General features: G+C 74.8%; 12 protein-coding genes and 1 pseudogene. 6 read left to right on the plus strand and 7 right to left on the minus strand.

Annotated features, from left to right (window positions below; all coding sequences use genetic code 11):
• Positions 1-27: 27 nt before the first annotated feature.
• Positions 28-1419 (minus strand): acyl-CoA synthetase, encoded by a 1392-nt coding sequence (locus tag WHI96_RS03845; RefSeq protein ID WP_345647139.1) that lies wholly within the window; start codon positions 1417-1419, stop codon positions 28-30.
• Between the two features lie 25 nt (positions 1420-1444).
• Positions 1445-2725, minus strand: a complete 1281-nt coding sequence (locus WHI96_RS03850; protein WP_345647142.1) for an ArsB/NhaD family transporter — start codon at positions 2723-2725, stop codon at positions 1445-1447.
• A gap of 119 nt (positions 2726-2844) precedes the next feature.
• Here WHI96_RS03850 and WHI96_RS03855 point away from each other — a divergent pair, with 119 nt between their 5' ends.
• Positions 2845-3594, plus strand: a complete 750-nt coding sequence (locus WHI96_RS03855) for an IclR family transcriptional regulator (protein WP_345647145.1) — start codon at positions 2845-2847, stop codon at positions 3592-3594.
• Positions 3595-3670: 76 nt separating this feature from the next.
• Here WHI96_RS03855 and WHI96_RS03860 read toward each other — a convergent pair whose 3' ends face one another.
• Positions 3671-6478, minus strand: a complete 2808-nt coding sequence (locus tag WHI96_RS03860; RefSeq protein ID WP_345647148.1) for an aconitate hydratase — start codon at positions 6476-6478, stop codon at positions 3671-3673.
• Between the two features lie 319 nt (positions 6479-6797).
• Here WHI96_RS03860 and WHI96_RS03865 point away from each other — a divergent pair, with 319 nt between their 5' ends.
• Complete coding sequence (locus WHI96_RS03865; protein WP_345647151.1) at positions 6798-8165, plus strand: C40 family peptidase; 1368 nt, start codon at positions 6798-6800, stop codon at positions 8163-8165.
• Here the strand turns inward: WHI96_RS03865 and WHI96_RS03870 are convergent.
• Positions 8149-9057 (minus strand): LysR family transcriptional regulator, encoded by a 909-nt coding sequence (locus WHI96_RS03870; RefSeq protein WP_345647154.1) that lies wholly within the window; start codon positions 9055-9057, stop codon positions 8149-8151. The genes WHI96_RS03865 and WHI96_RS03870 overlap by 17 nt on opposite strands.
• A 72-nt stretch (positions 9058-9129) precedes the next feature.
• Here WHI96_RS03870 and WHI96_RS03875 point away from each other — a divergent pair, with 72 nt between their 5' ends.
• A complete protein-coding gene (locus tag WHI96_RS03875; protein WP_345647157.1) occupies positions 9130-10026 on the plus strand; it encodes an EamA family transporter in 897 nt (298 codons plus the stop codon).
• A pseudogene (locus WHI96_RS03880) lies at positions 10023-10385 on the plus strand (VOC family protein); the annotation flags it as partial. The gene WHI96_RS03875 and the pseudogene WHI96_RS03880, both read left to right, overlap by 4 nt.
• Before the next feature lie 30 nt (positions 10386-10415).
• Here WHI96_RS03880 and WHI96_RS03885 read toward each other — a convergent pair.
• Positions 10416-10994: a hypothetical protein gene (locus WHI96_RS03885; RefSeq protein WP_345647302.1), complete on the minus strand. Its 579-nt coding sequence runs from the start codon at positions 10992-10994 to the stop codon at positions 10416-10418.
• A gap of 302 nt (positions 10995-11296) precedes the next feature.
• On the opposite strand from WHI96_RS03885, the gene WHI96_RS03890 reads away from it, so the two are divergent.
• A complete protein-coding gene (locus WHI96_RS03890; RefSeq protein WP_345647160.1) occupies positions 11297-12874 on the plus strand; it encodes an HNH endonuclease signature motif containing protein in 1578 nt (525 codons plus the stop codon).
• 7 nt (positions 12875-12881) lie between these two features.
• Here WHI96_RS03890 and WHI96_RS03895 read toward each other — a convergent pair whose 3' ends face one another.
• Entirely contained in the window at positions 12882-13280 is a 399-nt protein-coding gene (locus WHI96_RS03895; RefSeq protein WP_345647163.1) for a VOC family protein, read from the minus strand.
• Between the two features lie 243 nt (positions 13281-13523).
• Here WHI96_RS03895 and WHI96_RS03900 point away from each other — a divergent pair, with 243 nt between their 5' ends.
• Positions 13524-15134: an ATP-binding cassette domain-containing protein gene (locus WHI96_RS03900; protein WP_345647166.1), complete on the plus strand. Its 1611-nt coding sequence runs from the start codon at positions 13524-13526 to the stop codon at positions 15132-15134.
• On the opposite strand, the gene WHI96_RS03905 is transcribed toward WHI96_RS03900, so the two are convergent.
• Positions 15135-15806, minus strand: coding sequence for a TetR/AcrR family transcriptional regulator (locus WHI96_RS03905; protein WP_345647169.1), 672 nt, complete (start codon positions 15804-15806; stop codon positions 15135-15137).
• Positions 15807-15890: the final 84 nt, after the last annotated feature.

Here is a 15890-nt window from a genome sequence, read left to right on the forward strand (position 1 = left end):
AACCTAGGACCGATCGGCCCGGTCCGCTCAGGTTCCGAGCAGCTTCTTCTGGACCTTGCCCATCGGGTTGCGGGGCAGGGCGTCGAGGAAGACCACCTCGCGGGGGCGTTTGTGCCAGGACAGCTGTGCGGCGACGTGGTCGATCAGGGCCGAGGCGTCGTGTCCGTCGCCGACGACGTAGGCGACGATCTTCTGGCCGAGGTCGGGGTCGGGTGCTCCGACGACGGCGACCTCGGACACGGCGGGGTGGTCGAGGAGGACGGCCTCGATCTCGCCGGACCCGATGCGGTAGCCGCCGGACTTGATGAGGTCGGTGGACTCGCGGCCGACGATGCGGTGGAACCCGTCGGGGGCGCGGACGGCGAGGTCGCCGGTGCGGAACCAGCCGTCGCCGGCCCAGCACTCGTCGTTCGCGTCGGGGCGGTGGAGGTACCCGTCGAACAGCATCGGGCCGCGGACCTCGAGGCGTCCGACGGTCTCGCCGTCGTCGGGGACGGTGTCGGCGTCGGTCGCGTCGTCGGAGGCGGGGAGCAGCCGGGTCTCGGCGCCCGGGACGGGGAGTCCGACCCAGCCCGCGCGGCGCTCCCCGGACGCGAGCGCGGACAGCGTGATCATGGTCTCGGTCATGCCGTAGCGCTCGACGGGTGCCTGCCCGGTCAGCGTGGCGATCCGGTCGAACAACGAGGCGGGCAGGGGAGCGCTGCCGGAGACCAGCAGCCGGGCCCGGGACAGTGCGCGGGCGGAGTCGGGCTCGTCGACGATCCGGTTCCACACCGTCGGCACCCCGAAGTACATCGACGCGTCGACGGCGGCGTAGCGGGCCGGCTGCGGCTTGACGGTGTGCACGACCCGCGACCCGCGGCGCAGCGAGCCCAGCACGCCCAGGATCAGCCCGTGCACGTGGAAGAGGGGCAGCCCGTGGGCGACGGTGTCGTCGGGCGTCCAGTCCCACACCTCGAACAGGGCGTCGAGGCCCGCGGCGATCGCGGCGCCGGACAGCTGGGCGCCCTTGGGGCGGCCGGTGGTGCCGGAGGTGTAGAGCAGCATCGCGGTGGCCGTGGGGTCGACCGGGCGCGGGCTGATCGGCTGCGGGCCGGGGACCGCGACCGGGAGGTCGACGTCGTCGGGTCGTTCCCCGGCCCAGGCGGTGGCGCCGGAGTCGGTCAGGACGTGGCCGCGTTCGGCGGGTCCGGAGTCCGGGGGGACGGGCACGACCGGGACGCCGGCGAGGATGGCGGCGGTGACCGCGACGACGGTGTCGATCGAGGCGGTGGCGTGGACGGCGAGGGGGCCGTGGTCGGGGATCCCGGCGGCGAGGCGCCCGGCCCGGTCGAGGAGCTCGGCGCGGGACAGCACGTCGTCGCCGATGGTGACGGCACGCTCCAGATCCTGGGTGCCGGTGAGCGAGGTGAGGAACAACGTCGTTCTCCTGGTGGTGACGGGGTCAGACCGCCATGGCGGGCAGCACGAGGGCTCCCACCAGCGCGATCGGGCCGATGACGACCATGGACAGGCCCCAGCGGGTCAGCAGCGCGGTCATGCGGGGACGTTCCTGCTCGTCGACGGTGGTGGCGACCAGCGTCGCACCCACCGTCGAGAAGGGTGACACGTCCACGATGGACGAGCAGACCCCGAGCGCGCAGATCAGTGCCCAGCCCGGGACCCCGCCCTGCTGGACCAGCGGGATCGCCAGCGGCACGAGCGCGGCGAGGATGCCGGTGGTCGACGCGAACGCCGACACCAGCCCGCACACCGCGCAGATCACCAGGGCGGCGAGCAGCGGGACGGTGAGGCTCGCGGCGAGGTCGCCCAGCAGGTCGACCGAGCCGATCTCCTGCAGCACACCGACGTAGGTGATGATCCCGCCGACCAGCAGGACGGTGGACCAGTCGATCTCCTTCAGGGCGCCGCGGCCGCTGTCCGGGTCGATCAGGGTGAGCACCGCGCCGAAGGCGAAGGCGAGGACCCCGACGTCGGGCTCGGCGTCGAGCACCGCCAGCACGACGACCGCCGCGACCAGGCCGAGCATCGCGACGACGGTGATCCGGTGCGTCGCGCGGAACGGCTCGTGGGCGGGGGGCTCCTCGTCGCCGGTCACCTCGGGCCCGGCGCCGCCCGGGGTGACCGGGACGCGGCTGCGGGCGGAGAACATCAGGTAGGACGCGGCCAGCAGCACCAGGTTCGCGATGATCGCGACCGCGAACAGGGTCAGCGGGTTGAGCGCGATGCCCGCGGCCGACGCCGTCCCCCAGGTGACGATCCCGAACAGCGACGTCGGCGCGAACCCGCCCGCCGACAGCCCGGTCCCGATCGCCAGCGCCATCAGCATCGGGTCGATCCCGCGCCGGTGCGCCACCGTCATCCCGATCGGCGCCATGACCAGCCCGCCCAGGGGCGACCCCATCGCCGACACCACGCCGGTGAGCACGAAGAACGTCAGCGGAAGCGCCCCGGTCCGGTCGCCGACGACGACCAGCGCCCGGTCCACCAGCCGGCCGATGGTGCCGTTGGACTTCGCGATCCCGAAGAAGAACGTCACCCCGACCAGCAGGACCAGGATGTCGACGGGGAAGCCCGCGACGATGTCGTCGAGCGGCAGGCCCGCGACGAGCAGTCCCATGCCGGCGGCGGCCGCGAACATGACGATCCCGATGTGGGACCGGCGGACCTCGGCGATCACGAAGACCGCCGCGAACACCACCAGCGTGATGACCTGCACCGCCATGCCTACCCCCATTGGTACGCGCTTGTCGTATCGGTCCATCTGGTGGCACAGTGGTTCGTAGAGTGGACCGTCTGGTGGCGGACACTAGGTCGCCCGAACGGGGGAGCTCAACACCGGCCATGGCTCCGACCCACAGCGTCGTCTCCGCGGTCCGCGTGCTGGAGGCGGTGGGGGAGCGGCAGCCCGTCGGGCTGTCCGACCTCGCCCGCACCGTCGCGCTGCCCAAGTCCACCGTGCAGCGGATCCTGCGCACCCTGGCCGAGGTCGGCTGGTGCGTCGCCGACGACACCGCGCGCTGGCGGCTCACCTACCGCGCGTTCGCCGTCGGCAACCAGGCCCGCGACGCCGGTGGCCTGCGCGCGGTGGCGGTCCCGGTGCTGCACGAGCTGCAGCTCGCGACGGGGGAGACCGTGCACCTGGCCGCCCCGGGCGGCCGCGAGCTGGTCCTGCTCGAACGGCTCGACACCGCGCACCGGCTGCGCGCGTTCCTGCCGCTGGGCCACCGCATCCCGCTGCACGCCTCGGCCACCGGCCAGGCCTACCTCGCCGCCTGCACCCCGGCGGAGGTCGACGCCTACCTCGCCGGCCCGCTGGACCCCTCCACCCGGCACACCGTCGTCGACCCCGACCTGCTTCGGGCGCGGATCGCCGAGGTCCGCGAGCGCGGGTGGTCGGTCAACCCCGAGGGGCTCTCCGACGGCATCGCCGCGGTCGGCGCCCCCGTCCTCGGTCCCGACGGCCGCCCGGTCGGGGCGCTGTCGGTGTCCGGCCCCACGGTCCGCATGACCGAGGAGGTCTTCGAGGACCACGGCCGCGCCGCCGCCGACGCCGCCCGGCGCATCTCCCGCGACCTGGCGACCCGCCCGTAGGGGCGACTCCGCAGCGACGACGGAGCCCGCCCCCTGGAGAGGGGACGGGCTCCGCGTGGTGGTGGTACTGCGCGCGTCAGCTCTTCAGCATGCCCCGCAGGACGTACTGCAGGATGCCGCCGTTGCGGTAGTAGTCCGCCTCACCGGGGGTGTCGATGCGCACCGTCGCGTCGAACTCCACGGTCTCGCCGGAGGACTTCGTGGCGGTCACGTGCACCGACTTCGGGGTCTTCCCCTCGTTCAGCCCGGTGATGCCGGCGATGTCGAAGGTCTCGGTGCCGTCGAGCCCGAGGCTCGTCGCCGACTCGCCGTCGGGGAACTGCAGCGGGACGACGCCCATGCCGATCAGGTTCGAGCGGTGGATCCGCTCGAAGGACTCGACGATGACGGCGCGCACACCCAGCAGCGCGGTGCCCTTGGCCGCCCAGTCACGCGAGGAACCGGAGCCGTACTCCTTGCCGCCCAGCACGACCAGCGGGGTGCCCTGCGCGGCGTAGTTCTGCGCGGCGTCGTAGATGAACGACTGCGGGGCCCCGTCCTGGGTGAAGTCGCGGGTGTAGCCACCCGAGACGTCGTCGAGGAGCTGGTTGCGCAGCCGGATGTTCGCGAACGTCCCGCGGATCATCACCTCGTGGTTGCCGCGCCGCGAGCCGAAGGAGTTGTAGTCCTTCTTCTCGACGCCGTGGGAGTCCAGGTACTCCGCGGCCGGGGTGCCCGGCTTGATCGCACCGGCCGGCGAGATGTGGTCGGTGGTGACCGAGTCGCCGAGCAGCGCGAGCACGCGGGCGCCGGAGATGTCGGTGACCGGGTCCGGCTCGCCCTTCATGCCCTCGAAGTACGGGGGCTTGCGGACGTAGGTGGACTGCTGGTCCCACTCGAAGGTCCGGCCCTCCGGGGTGGGCAGCGCGCGCCAGCGGTCGTCGCCGCGGAACACGTCGGAGTAGCTCTTGGTGAACATCTCCGAGGTGATCGAGGAGTCCACGACCGCGTTGATGTCCTCGGTCGAGGGCCAGATGTCGCGCAGGAAGACGTCGGCGCCGTCCGAGTCCTGGCCCAGGGGCTGGTTCTCGAAGTCGAAGTCCATCGTCCCGGCCAGCGCGTAGGCGATGACCAGCGGCGGGGACGCCAGGTAGTTCATCTTGACGTCGGGGTTGATCCGGCCCTCGAAGTTCCGGTTGCCCGAGAGCACCGACACGACGGTGAGGTCGTTGTCGTTGACCGCGGCCGAGATCTCCTCCGGCAGCGGGCCGGAGTTGCCGATGCAGGTGGTGCAGCCGTAGCCGACCAGGTTGTAGCCGAGCTTGTCGAGGTAGGGCCAGAGACCGGCCTTCTCGTAGTAGTCGGTGACGACCTGGCTGCCCGGGGCCATCGAGGTCTTGACCCACGGCTTGGTGGTCAGGCCCCTGTCGACGGCGTTCTTGGCGAGCAGTGCCGCACCGAGCATGACGCTCGGGTTCGAGGTGTTGGTGCACGAGGTGATCGAGGCGATCACCACGGCGCCGTGGTCGAGCACGAACTCACCGCGCGAGTCGGACGTCACGGTGACCGGCTTGGACGGGCGGCCCTCGCAGCCGTCCGCGGCCGACATGACGACCGGTGCGGCGTCGTCGTCGGCGAAGGAGAGCGCCGGGGCGTCGCTGGCCGGGAAGGACTCGTTCGACGACTCGTCGACGCCGGCGAGCGGGCTCGGGGCCACGCCGTCGTCGGTGTAGTCGTGCACGGTCTTGCGGAACGCCGGCTTGGCGTCGGTCAGCTCGATGCGGTCCTGCGGGCGCTTCGGGCCGGCGATCGACGGGACGACCGTCGACAGGTCCAGCTCCATCGTCTGGGAGTAGACCGGCTCGTGGTCCGGGTCGTGCCAGAGGCCCTGCTCCTTGGCGTAGGCCTCGACCAGCGCGATCTGCTCGGCGGAGCGGCCGGTCAGCTTCAGGTAGCGGACGGTCTCGTCGTCGATCGGGAAGATCGCCGCGGTCGAGCCGAACTCCGGGCTCATGTTGCCGATGGTGGCGCGGTTGGCCAGCGGCACCGCGCCGACGCCGGCGCCGTAGAACTCGACGAACTTGCCGACGACGCCCTGGCGACGCAGCATCTCGGTGATCGTGAGCACCACGTCGGTGGCGGTCACGCCGGTCGGGATCTCCCCGGTCAGCTTGAAGCCGAGGACCTGGGGGATGAGCATCGAGACCGGCTGGCCGAGCATCGCGGCCTCGGCCTCGATGCCGCCGACGCCCCAGCCCAGCACGCCCAGACCGTTGACCATGGTGGTGTGCGAGTCGGTGCCGACCAGGGTGTCCGGGTAGGCCTGCCCGTTGCGGGGCATCACCACCCGGGCCAGGTTCTCGATGTTGACCTGGTGCACGATGCCGGTGCCGGGCGGGACGACCTTGAACTCGTCGAAGGCGCCCTGGCCCCAGCGCAGGAACTGGTAGCGCTCCTTGTTGCGGCCGTACTCGAATTCGATGTTCTTCTCGAACGCGTCGGCGGTGCCGAAGAAGTCGATCATCACCGAGTGGTCGATGACCAGTTCGGCGGGCGCGAGCGGGTTGACCTTGGACGGGTCGCCGCCCATCTCGGTCACGGCCTCGCGCATGGTCGCCAGGTCGACGACGCAGGGCACGCCGGTGAAGTCCTGCATGATCACCCGGGCGGGGGTGAACTGGATCTCGGTGTCCGGGTCGGCCTGCGGGTCCCAGTTCGCCAGGGCGTTGATGTGGTCCGCCGTGACGTTCGCACCGTCCTCGGTGCGGAGCAGGTTCTCGAGCAGGACCTTCAGGCTGAACGGCAGGCGCTTCGAGCCCTCCACCGCGGAGAGCCGGAAGATCTCGTAACCGGTGCCCCCGACGTCGAGCTGTCCTCGGGCGCCGAAGCTGTCGGTGCTGGCCACTTGGTGGTCCTCCCGTGGTGGTGGGCGGTCGCTTGTCCGGTGCGGTGAGCCCGCCCCGCCTCGCGGGGGAGGAGGTGCTCACCTGCGTCGTGCCGGAGTCTCGCGCACCGCCGTGTCGGCAGCAGCGCGGACCCTCGTATCGCAAATAGTACGCCTGTCCTATAAGCCTGGCGAGGCCGGTGTGGCCGGGGTCGCGGTGCCGTCGGGCGGCCGGGGTCCTCCGTGCGGTGGACGGGTCCGGTGTGTCGCACGGGGTTCGGGTGACACGAGTGGCACTGTTCCCAGTCGATCCCGCCCCGCTCCCCGGAAGGACCCTCCCGTGACGCGCCAGCCGTCGGCGACCCTCGTCGTGGTGGCCGTGCTCGTCGCGGTCGCGCTGGCCTCGCCCGGGGTGGGCGCGGCCGCGACCGCCGTCGTGCCCGCCGCGGCGGTGCTCCCGGCACAGCCGCCGCCCCCGCCGCCGCCCAACCCCGGCGACGACGAGCTGGAGCGCAGCCGCCGGTCGGTGCAGGACCGGGCGGCCGAGGTCGGCCGGCTCACCGCCCGCCTCGCCGAGCTCGACGCGCAGGCCGAGCAGCTGCAGATGGAGGTCGCGGGGCGCAACGAGGAGGCACTCGCCGCCCGGGACACCGCCGACGCCGCCGGCCGCGAGGCCGAGACCGCCGCGGCCCGGGCCGCCGACGCCCGCGCCGCGACCGAGGCCGCGGGCCACGCCGTCGACGACGCCCGGACCCGGATCGACGCCTTCGTCGGCGACGTCTACGCCCACGGTCTCGACCTGGGCCCGCTCGGCCTGCTCTCGCGGGCGACCGACCCGCAGGACCTGATGGACCGGGCCCGGCTCACCGACGCGCTGAGCGAGGACCAGGCCGCCGTCCTGGAGCAGCTCCAGCAGGCCCGCATCGCCCAGGCCAACGCCGACTCCCTCGCCCGCGCGGCACAGGAGGAGGCCGACCGGCGTCGCGCCGACGCCGAGCAGGCGTCCGCTGCGGCCGACTCCGCCGTCGACGAGGCCGTCGCGGCCGCCGACGCCCAGCAGACCCGGCTCGACGCGGTGCACACCGAACGCACCGACGTGCAGTCCCGGCTCGACGCCGCCGAGAACGCCGACGCCGGGCTGCGCGCCCAGCGTCAGCGCTACGAGGCGTGGCGGGCCGAGCAGGCCCGGCTCCGGGCCGAGGCCGACCGGCGGGCCCGGGAGGAGGCGGCGTCGCGGGTCGCGCAGGAGCCCGCGCCGTCGGACGGTCCCGCGCCGCGGCGCACCGGGTCGGCGGCGATCGAGACCGTGATCGACCGGGCGATGGCCCAGCTCGGCACCATCTACGCCTGGGGCGGCGGCAACTCGCGCGGCCCGACCCGCGGGATCCGCGACGGCGGCGTCGCCGACGCCCACGGCGACTTCCGCAAGGTCGGCTTCGACTGCTCGGGGCTGATGCAGTTCGCCTTCGCCGGGGTCGGCATCAGCCTGCCCCGCTACAGCGGCAACCAGGCCGACGCCGGCCGGCTGGTGCCGATCTCGGACATGCGGCGCGGGGACATGCTGTCCTGGGCCGAGGACGGCCGCACCCACCACATCGCCATCTACCTCGGCGACGGGACGATGCTCGAGGCCCCGTACTCGGGCGCGAGCGTGCGGGTCACCCCGGTCCGCTACGGCGGCCTGAACAAGGTCACCCGGCTGCTCTGACGGCCGCGGCCTCCCCGGCCAGCTCGTCGAGCACCCGCCGGACCGCGGGCCGGGTCACCGCACCGCGGGTCACCGCGCGCACCAGGCGGGCGGCCCGCACCCCGGCGAGCGGGCGCAGCGCGAGCCGGGTGCCGTCGCGGTGGTCGGTGGAGTAGCGGGGCAGGAGCGCGACGCCGTGGCCGTGCGCGACGAGCTCCTCGGTGACCGAGAAGTCGTTGATCCGCTGCACCACCCGCGGCACGGTGCCGGTGACCAGGGCGAGCGAGTTGAGCACGTCGTCGACCGGCCAACCGACGGCGACCGAGATCCAGTCGGCGCCGACGAGGTCGGACAGGTGCACCTCGGCGCGGTGGGCCAGCGGGTGGTCCGGGGGCAGCGCGACGTCGAGGGGCTCGCGCAGGAGCGGGTGCACGGTGAGCCGGCCCGTGCGCAGCGGGTCGAGCCGTTCGTCGTGGTGGGTGACGACGACGTCGGCGTCGGCCGCGGCGGCCGGTACCTCCTCCGGGCGCAGGTCGAGGTCACGGCACGACAGCGCCAGCCCGGGGTGGGCGGCCGCCCGGTGCAGCAGCCCGGGCAGCAGCAGCCGGGCCGCGGACGGGAAGAACACCACCCGCACCGTGCCCAGCGGCTCCTCGCGCAGCCCCGCGGCGGTCTCCTCCAGCCGGCCCAGCGCGTCGAGCACCTCCTGCGCCCCGTCGACGACGGCCCGCCCGGCCGCGGTGAGCCGCAGCCCGCGCCCGTCCGGTGCCGTCAGCTCCAGGCCCGCCTCCCGGGACAGTGCCTTGAGCTGCTGGGACACCGCGGACGGGGTGAAGTTCAGCGCCGCGGCGACAGCGGTGACCGAGCCGCGGTCGGCGAGCTCGCGCAGGATCCGGAGCCGCCGCACATCCATGCAGGAACGCTACAACATCGTTTCAGTTGTTGTCGCTGGTCTGCACGGTCTCGGGACGGCAGCGTGGACGCCGTGACCGTTCGTGACCGCCTGCTCGCCGTCGTCGTCGCCGTGTTGTGGGGCGCCAACTTCATCGCCATCCACGTCGGGCTCGAGCACTTCCAGCCGCTGTTCCTGGCCGGGCTGCGGATGCTCGTGCTGGCGGTCCCGACGGTGCTCCTCGTGCCGCGGCCGCGGGTTCCGCTGCGCTGGCTCGTCGGCTACGGGCTCGGGTTCGGCACGGTGCAGTTCCTCTTCCTGTTCCTGGGGATGTACGCCGGGATGCCGACCGGGCTCGCGTCGCTGGTCCTGCAGGCGTCGGGACCGTTCACGCTCGTGATGGGTGCGCTGCTGCTGCGCGAGAGGGTGACGCCGCGGCAGTGGGCCGGGATCGGCGTCGCCGTGCTCGGGCTGGGGTGCATCGCGCTGGCCCGAGCCCAGTCCGCGGCGCTGCTGCCGGTCGTGCTGACCCTGCTCGGCGCGCTCGGCTGGGCGGCCGGGAACCTGTGCAGCCGCCTGGCCCAGCGCGACGGCGAGGCGGTCGACGCGCTGCACCTGACGCTGTGGATGACCGTCGTCCCGCCGGTGCCGCTGCTGGCCGCCTCGGCCGTGGTCGAGGGGCCGGGGGCCTGGGGCGACGTCGTCGCGACGGTGACCCCCGACGGCGTCGCCGGGCTGGTCGCGCTCGTGTACCTGTCGCTGGTCGCGACGGTGCTCGCCGCCGGCATCTGGACCGGGCTGATGCGCCGCTACCCGGCCGGGCTCGTCGCGCCGCACTCGCTGCTCGTGCCGGTGGTCGGGATGAGCCTGGCGATGGTGCTGCTCGGGGAGCGGCCGTCGGTGACCGAGCTGGTCGCCGGGGCGGTGGTGGTCGGCGGGGTGCTGGTGGCGTCCGCGCCGGCCCGGCGTCGGGGACCGGTGACGGTATGAGGCTGCGCTGCACCACGTTCGTGGTCGCCGACCACGACGCCGTGATCACCTGTCTCGTCGACGTGCTCGGCTTCGAGCTGGTCGAGGACTCGCCCGCGACGACCTCGACGACCGGGGCGGCGAAGCGCCGGGTCGTGGTGCGTCCGCCCGGCGCCGACACCGGTCTGCTCCTGGCCCGCGCCGACGGCGACCGGCAGCGGGCCGCCGTCGGTGACCGGTTCGCCGGGCGGGTGGGCACTTTCCCGGAGGTCGACGCCTCCGCGGAGTGCGAGCGGCTCGTGGCGCCCGGGGTGGAGTTCGAGGGACCCCCCGCACGGGAGGCCTACGGCACGGTCGCAGTGTTCCGCGACGTCGCCGGGAACCGGTGGGACCTGCTGTCCGGGCCGGAGTCAGGTCCGCCGGCGCCGTCGGCGGTTGCGGCGACGGCGGCTCGGGACGAGGAACGCCGCCACGGTCCCGACCAGGGCGACGACCCCGAGCGCGACGAGGGCGGTCACGAACGCGCCCGTCGACACCGTGGTCGCCGGGGGCCCGGGCGGTGCCGCGAACGCGGCCGCGACCTCGTGGGTGGCGGTGCACAGGTCGTCCTCGTACGGGCTCGCCGGGTTCAGCGGGTGGAACTCGTAGCGGGTCCCGGTCGCGTACGACCGGTCGACCGAGGTCGCGGTGTTCGGCCGGGGGGTGGGGGAGCCGACGACCTGGACGTCGCGGCCGTCGTCGGTGCGGACCTGTGCGACGCGGCCGTCGGTGGAGGTCGAGGCGACGGTGCCGGTGAACGCGTCCTCGGAGCGACGGGGGTCCGGGACGCACGACGCTGTGGCCGCCGGGTTCGGCGCCGCGCTGGACCGGCTTGCCGCGCTCGACTGGCCCATCCCGGTCGTCCCGCCCGCCGCGCCCGCCGCGCCCGCCGCGCTCGTCGGGGCGAGGAGCGCCAGTGTGGCGAGCAGTGGGACGGCGAGAGAGGGCACGGGGTCATCCTCGCGCGTGCGGGGGTCGCGCGCCTCCGCCGTCCAGTCGAGCGGTCGGGTGCGGGGCGATCGCGACGGCCTCCTCGGCGCGGACCCGGTAGCGGGCGGCGGCCCCCCCGATCCCCGCGGCGCCCGCGGCCCACCGCACCGGCCCGCGCGCGGTGGCGGCCTGCTCTCGCGGCGCCGTGTGCCGCGCTGCGTCGGTGAGCCGGCGAGCGTCCGCCGGACGGATGCGTCGGACGGCCGGAAGTGAGCGCCGAACGACCTGGAGAAGGCCAGCTCGGACGCCTATCATCGAACGTATGATCGAACTTGTGGCCGTACTGGACCACGCCGACCCCGGTGACGACCCGGCCTGGCTCGAACACCGTCGCCGCCGTGAGGCGGTGGAGGAGGCGACCCGGTGTCCGCACGGTCTCGCGCTCGACATGTGCGGCGAGATGTGCGGTCCCGAGCCCCCACCCGCCCCCTCCGGCGGGATCGACGACATCGCATGGGCGGCGCTGCGGTGCCTGGTCGCCGGGATCCCGACCGACCGGCTCACCGACCTGCAGGTGCTCGACGTCCTCGAGGGTGCCGAGCACCGGGTGCGGCGCGCGTCCGCCCTGCGGATGCGGTCGGTCTCGGAGATCGCGGAGCGCCACCCCGCCGGAAGCAGTGCCTCGCCGCCGGGAGCGGACCCGCGTGCGGTGCAGCCCGTCTCCCGGTGGCTGCCGGACCAGGTCGCGATCGTGCTCCGGATCCCGCGCGACCACGCCCGGTCGTTGATCGGGCAGGCACAGCGGTTCGCCCGGGTGCTCCCCGAGACCCTGGCCGCGTGGGAGTCGGGGCGGATCGACGAGGGCGCCGCCGAGGCGATCTCGTCGTCGACCCTCGTCCTCGACGACGAGCGCGCCCGCCGGGTGCAGGCCGCGGTCCTCCCGGGCGCTCCGGAGGCGCACCGCCGGTTGCTGCGGGACCGGCTGCGCCGCCACATCGCCCGCGTCGACCCGGACGGGGCCCGCGAGCGCCACGAACGGGTCCGGTCGGATCGGCGGATGTCGATCTCCCCGGGAGACGACGGCATGGGCTCGCTGTGGCTGGGCGGCACCGCCGCGCAGGTGGAGGCGTCGTGGCAGTGCGTCGACCGGCTCGCGCGCTCCCTGGACGACCCGTGCGACGACCGCACCCTGGACCAGAAGCGCGTCGACCTCGCCCACCAGCTGCTGCAGGGCACGCTGACGCTCACCGACGTCGGCACGGTCCGGGACGCACTCGGTGCGGACGGTGCGGACGGGGCGGGCACCGACGAGGACGGCCTGCTCACCGCGGTCGCGCGGGTGCTCGCCGCGAAGCCGGACCCGCAGGAGGCGGTGGGTCGCCGTCCGCTGATCCAGGTCGTCGTCCCGCTCAGCACGCTGATGGGTGGTGCGGCACCGGCCGAGCTGGTCGGGCACGGCCCGATCCCCGCCGACCTCGCCCGTGCCCTCGCCGCCGGCGGTGTGTGGCAGCGGCTGGTGACCGACCCGCTGTCGGGCACGGTGCTCGACGTCGGACGCACCCGCTACCGCCCACCGGTCGCGATGGCCGACCACGTCCGGGCGCGGGACTGCACCTGTCGCGGCCCCGCGTGCAGCCGCCGGGTCCGCGACCTCGACCACCATCAGCCCTGGGCGGCCGGGGACGGGCCGACCAGCGCGGAGAACCTGTTCGGGCTGTGCCGGGCCGACCACGTACTGAAGGACGCGCCGGGCTGGCAGGTGCTCGCCGGGGCCGACGGCAGCCTGACCTGGGTGGCACCGTGCGGCCGCCGGGCGACGACGCGGCCGTTCGACTACCGGGTCTTCACCGATCCGCTGCCGGACGGGGCCGACCACGACACCGTCGAGGTGCCCTTCTGAGCGCCGCTCAGGCCGCCGGGGCGGCGAGCTGCCAGGAGACGCCGAAGCGGTCCTCGACCCAGGCGAAGGGGCCGAAGCCGTAGTCGTCGAGCGGCATGAACTCCCGCCCACCGGTGGCGAGGGCCGCCAGCAGCCGCTTCTGCTCGTCGCCGGACTCGCAGTCCACCCACAGCGAGACGGCGGGGGAGAAGTCCCACTGGTGCACCGGCGGGCTGTCACTGCACCGCAGGCGCTGCCCGGCGACGACGAACTCGGCCAGCACCACCGCGGTCGGGTCGTCGGGGCGGTGGGTGACCGAGACGACCTCGCCGTCGTCGAACAGGGAGGTCCAGAACTCCATCGCCTCGCTCGCGCTCGGGCCACGCGGCGGCTGGAAGGTCAGGAACGGCAGAGCACGGGCGGGCATCGGTCCTCCGGCGGGACGGGGCGGGTGGGCGTGTCCGAAACCTGACGACACGGACACCTGCCGGTGGGTAGGCTCGAACCATGGCACGAGGCATCTGGTCGCAGAAGGTCCGCACCGCCCGCTGACGGCGGCGCCCACCCCTTCGTCCCCGCGACGTCGCACGCGCGTCCGCCGTCCCGGTCCCCGCCGGGCGGCGCATCCCGTGCTGCCCGGCTCCGATCTCGGATGCCGCGGAGCCCTCTCGTGCACACCACCCCCGAACCGTCCTCACCCCTGCCCGCCCTCGACGCCGGCGCGGCCGCCCACGTGCGTGCCGAGGACGTCGTCCTCACCCGCGGGTCGCACCGCGTCCTCACCGGCGTGACGCTGACCGTCTCCGCCCGCTCGCGGCTCGCCGTCGTCGGGGAGAACGGTCGCGGCAAGTCCACGCTCCTGCACGTCCTCGCGGGCCTGCTCGCCCCGGACTCCGGGGTCGTGCACCGCGCCGGCACCGTCGCCCTGGCCCGCCAGGAGGTGCCCGCCCGCGACGGCGAGACCGTCGGCACCCTGACCGCGCAGTCGCTCGCCGCCCCGCGGGCGGCGCTGCGCGAGCTCGACGCGGCGACCGCGGCGCTCGCCGACGGTGCGCCCGGTGCCGACGACCGGTTCGCCACCGCCCTGGACACCGCGACCCGGCTCGACGCCTGGGACGCCGAACGCCGCGTCGACGTCGCCCTCGGCGCGCTCGGCGCCTGCACCGACCGCGACCGGCCGCTGGCGACGCTGTCGGTGGGGCAGCGCCACCGGGTGCGCCTGGCGTGCCTGCTCGGAGCCCGCCACGACGTCCTGCTCCTCGACGAGCCCACCAACCATCTCGACGCCGACGGGCTCGACTTCCTGACCCGGACCCTGCGCGCGCACCCGGGCGGGCTCGCCGTGGTCAGCCACGACCGGGCCCTGCTGCGCGACGTCGCCGAGGAGTTCTGTGACCTCGACCCGACCCGCGACGGCACGCCCCGGCTCACCGCGGGCGGCTACGACGGCTGGCGGACCGCGCGGGACCGGGCCCGCGCCGCCTGGGAGGCCGAGCACGCCGAACAGCAGGCCGAGCACCGCCGTCTCGCCGACGCCGTCGCCACCGCCCGGGACCGGCTCTCGACCGGCTGGCGACCGGACAAGGGGACCGGCAAGCACGCCCGCCAGTCCCGGGCCCCGGGAGTGGTGCAGGCGCTGCACCGGCGCCGCGCCGAGCTCGACGCCCACCGGGTCGACGTCCCGGCGCCGCCGTCGTCGCCGCGGTGGCCCGACCTCGACGTGCGACCCGGTGCGCCCCAGCTGCGTGCGCACGGGGTCGGCGTGCGGGGCCGGCTCGCCGGTCCGGTCGACCTGGTCCTCGACGGGGGCGACCGGCTGCTCGTGACCGGGCCGAACGGGGCCGGCAAGTCGACGCTGCTCGCGGTGCTGGCCGGGGCGCTCGCTCCGGACACCGGGGCGGTGCGCACCGCGAGCGGCGCCCGGGTCGTCCGGCTGGGGCAGGAGACCGCGGAGCCCGACCCGCGGCGGCCCGCGCGTGCCGTGCTGGAGCAGTCCGCTGGTGGCGCCCACGGCCTGCTCGACGCGGCGGCGCTGCGGAGCCCGGTGGGCCGGCTGTCGGAGGGCCAGCGGCGCCGGCTCGACCTGGCCCGCGCCCTGGCGGAGCGCCCGACGACGCTGCTGCTCGACGAGCCAACCAACCACCTGTCCGCGCGGCTCGTGGACGAGCTCACCGGGATGGTCCGGGACACCTCGGCGGCCGTCGTCGTCGCCACCCACGACCGCCAGCTGCTGCGCGACCTGGCCGACTGGCCGCGGCTGGAGCTCGACCCGGCCGGGTGATCAGGCCCGGAGCCCGGCCTCGACGGCGTCGAGGGTGCGGCGCAGCCCCGAGTCGAACAGCGGCTCGCCGCCGCCGGGCCCGCGCACCACGGCGCCGCCGAGCAGCCGGGACAGCACCGGCAGCCGCTCCGCCCGGCCGGAGCGGCGGACGTCGTCGAGGGTGGGCAGGCGGTCCCCGGCCAGGGCCGCCGCGCCCCGGACGTAGCCGTGGAGCAGGTGCAGCACCTCCACGGCCGCCTGCAGGGGGTGCCCCGCCCCGACGACGTGGGACAGCAGCGCCTCCGACCACGCACACTCGGCGGGACCGGTGGCGCGGGGACCGGCGAGCAGCCCCACGGTCCACGGGTGCTCGTCGAGCACGTCGCGCAGTGCGGCCGCCCAGATCTCGCAGCCCAGCCGCAGCCCGCAGCCCGACAGGTCCGGTGGCTCGTCCAGCGCGGCGTCCAGGACGAGGTCGACCAGCGCGTCCTTGCCGGGCACGTGCCGGTACAGCGACATCGGCGCCGACCCCAGCTCGCGGGCCAGCCGCGGCATCGACACCGCGGCCAGCCCGTCGACGTCGGCGAGGCGCAGCGCCGTCGCGACGATCGACCCGCGGTCCAGCGTCCGGCGCCCCGGGGCCGGGGGAGCGGCCCAGCGGGGGTCGTCGGCCGCGGTCACGGCGTCGATCATGCCACGCACCTCGTAGTGCGGTCTACGCATCAGGCGTAAGCCCTACGCGCACCGCGACGGCGGGAACGCCGCGGATCGGTTCGT

The sequence above is a fragment of the Pseudonocardia tropica genome, from assembly GCF_040105315.1.
In the GTDB taxonomy this organism is placed as follows: domain Bacteria; phylum Actinomycetota; class Actinomycetes; order Mycobacteriales; family Pseudonocardiaceae; genus Pseudonocardia; species Pseudonocardia alni.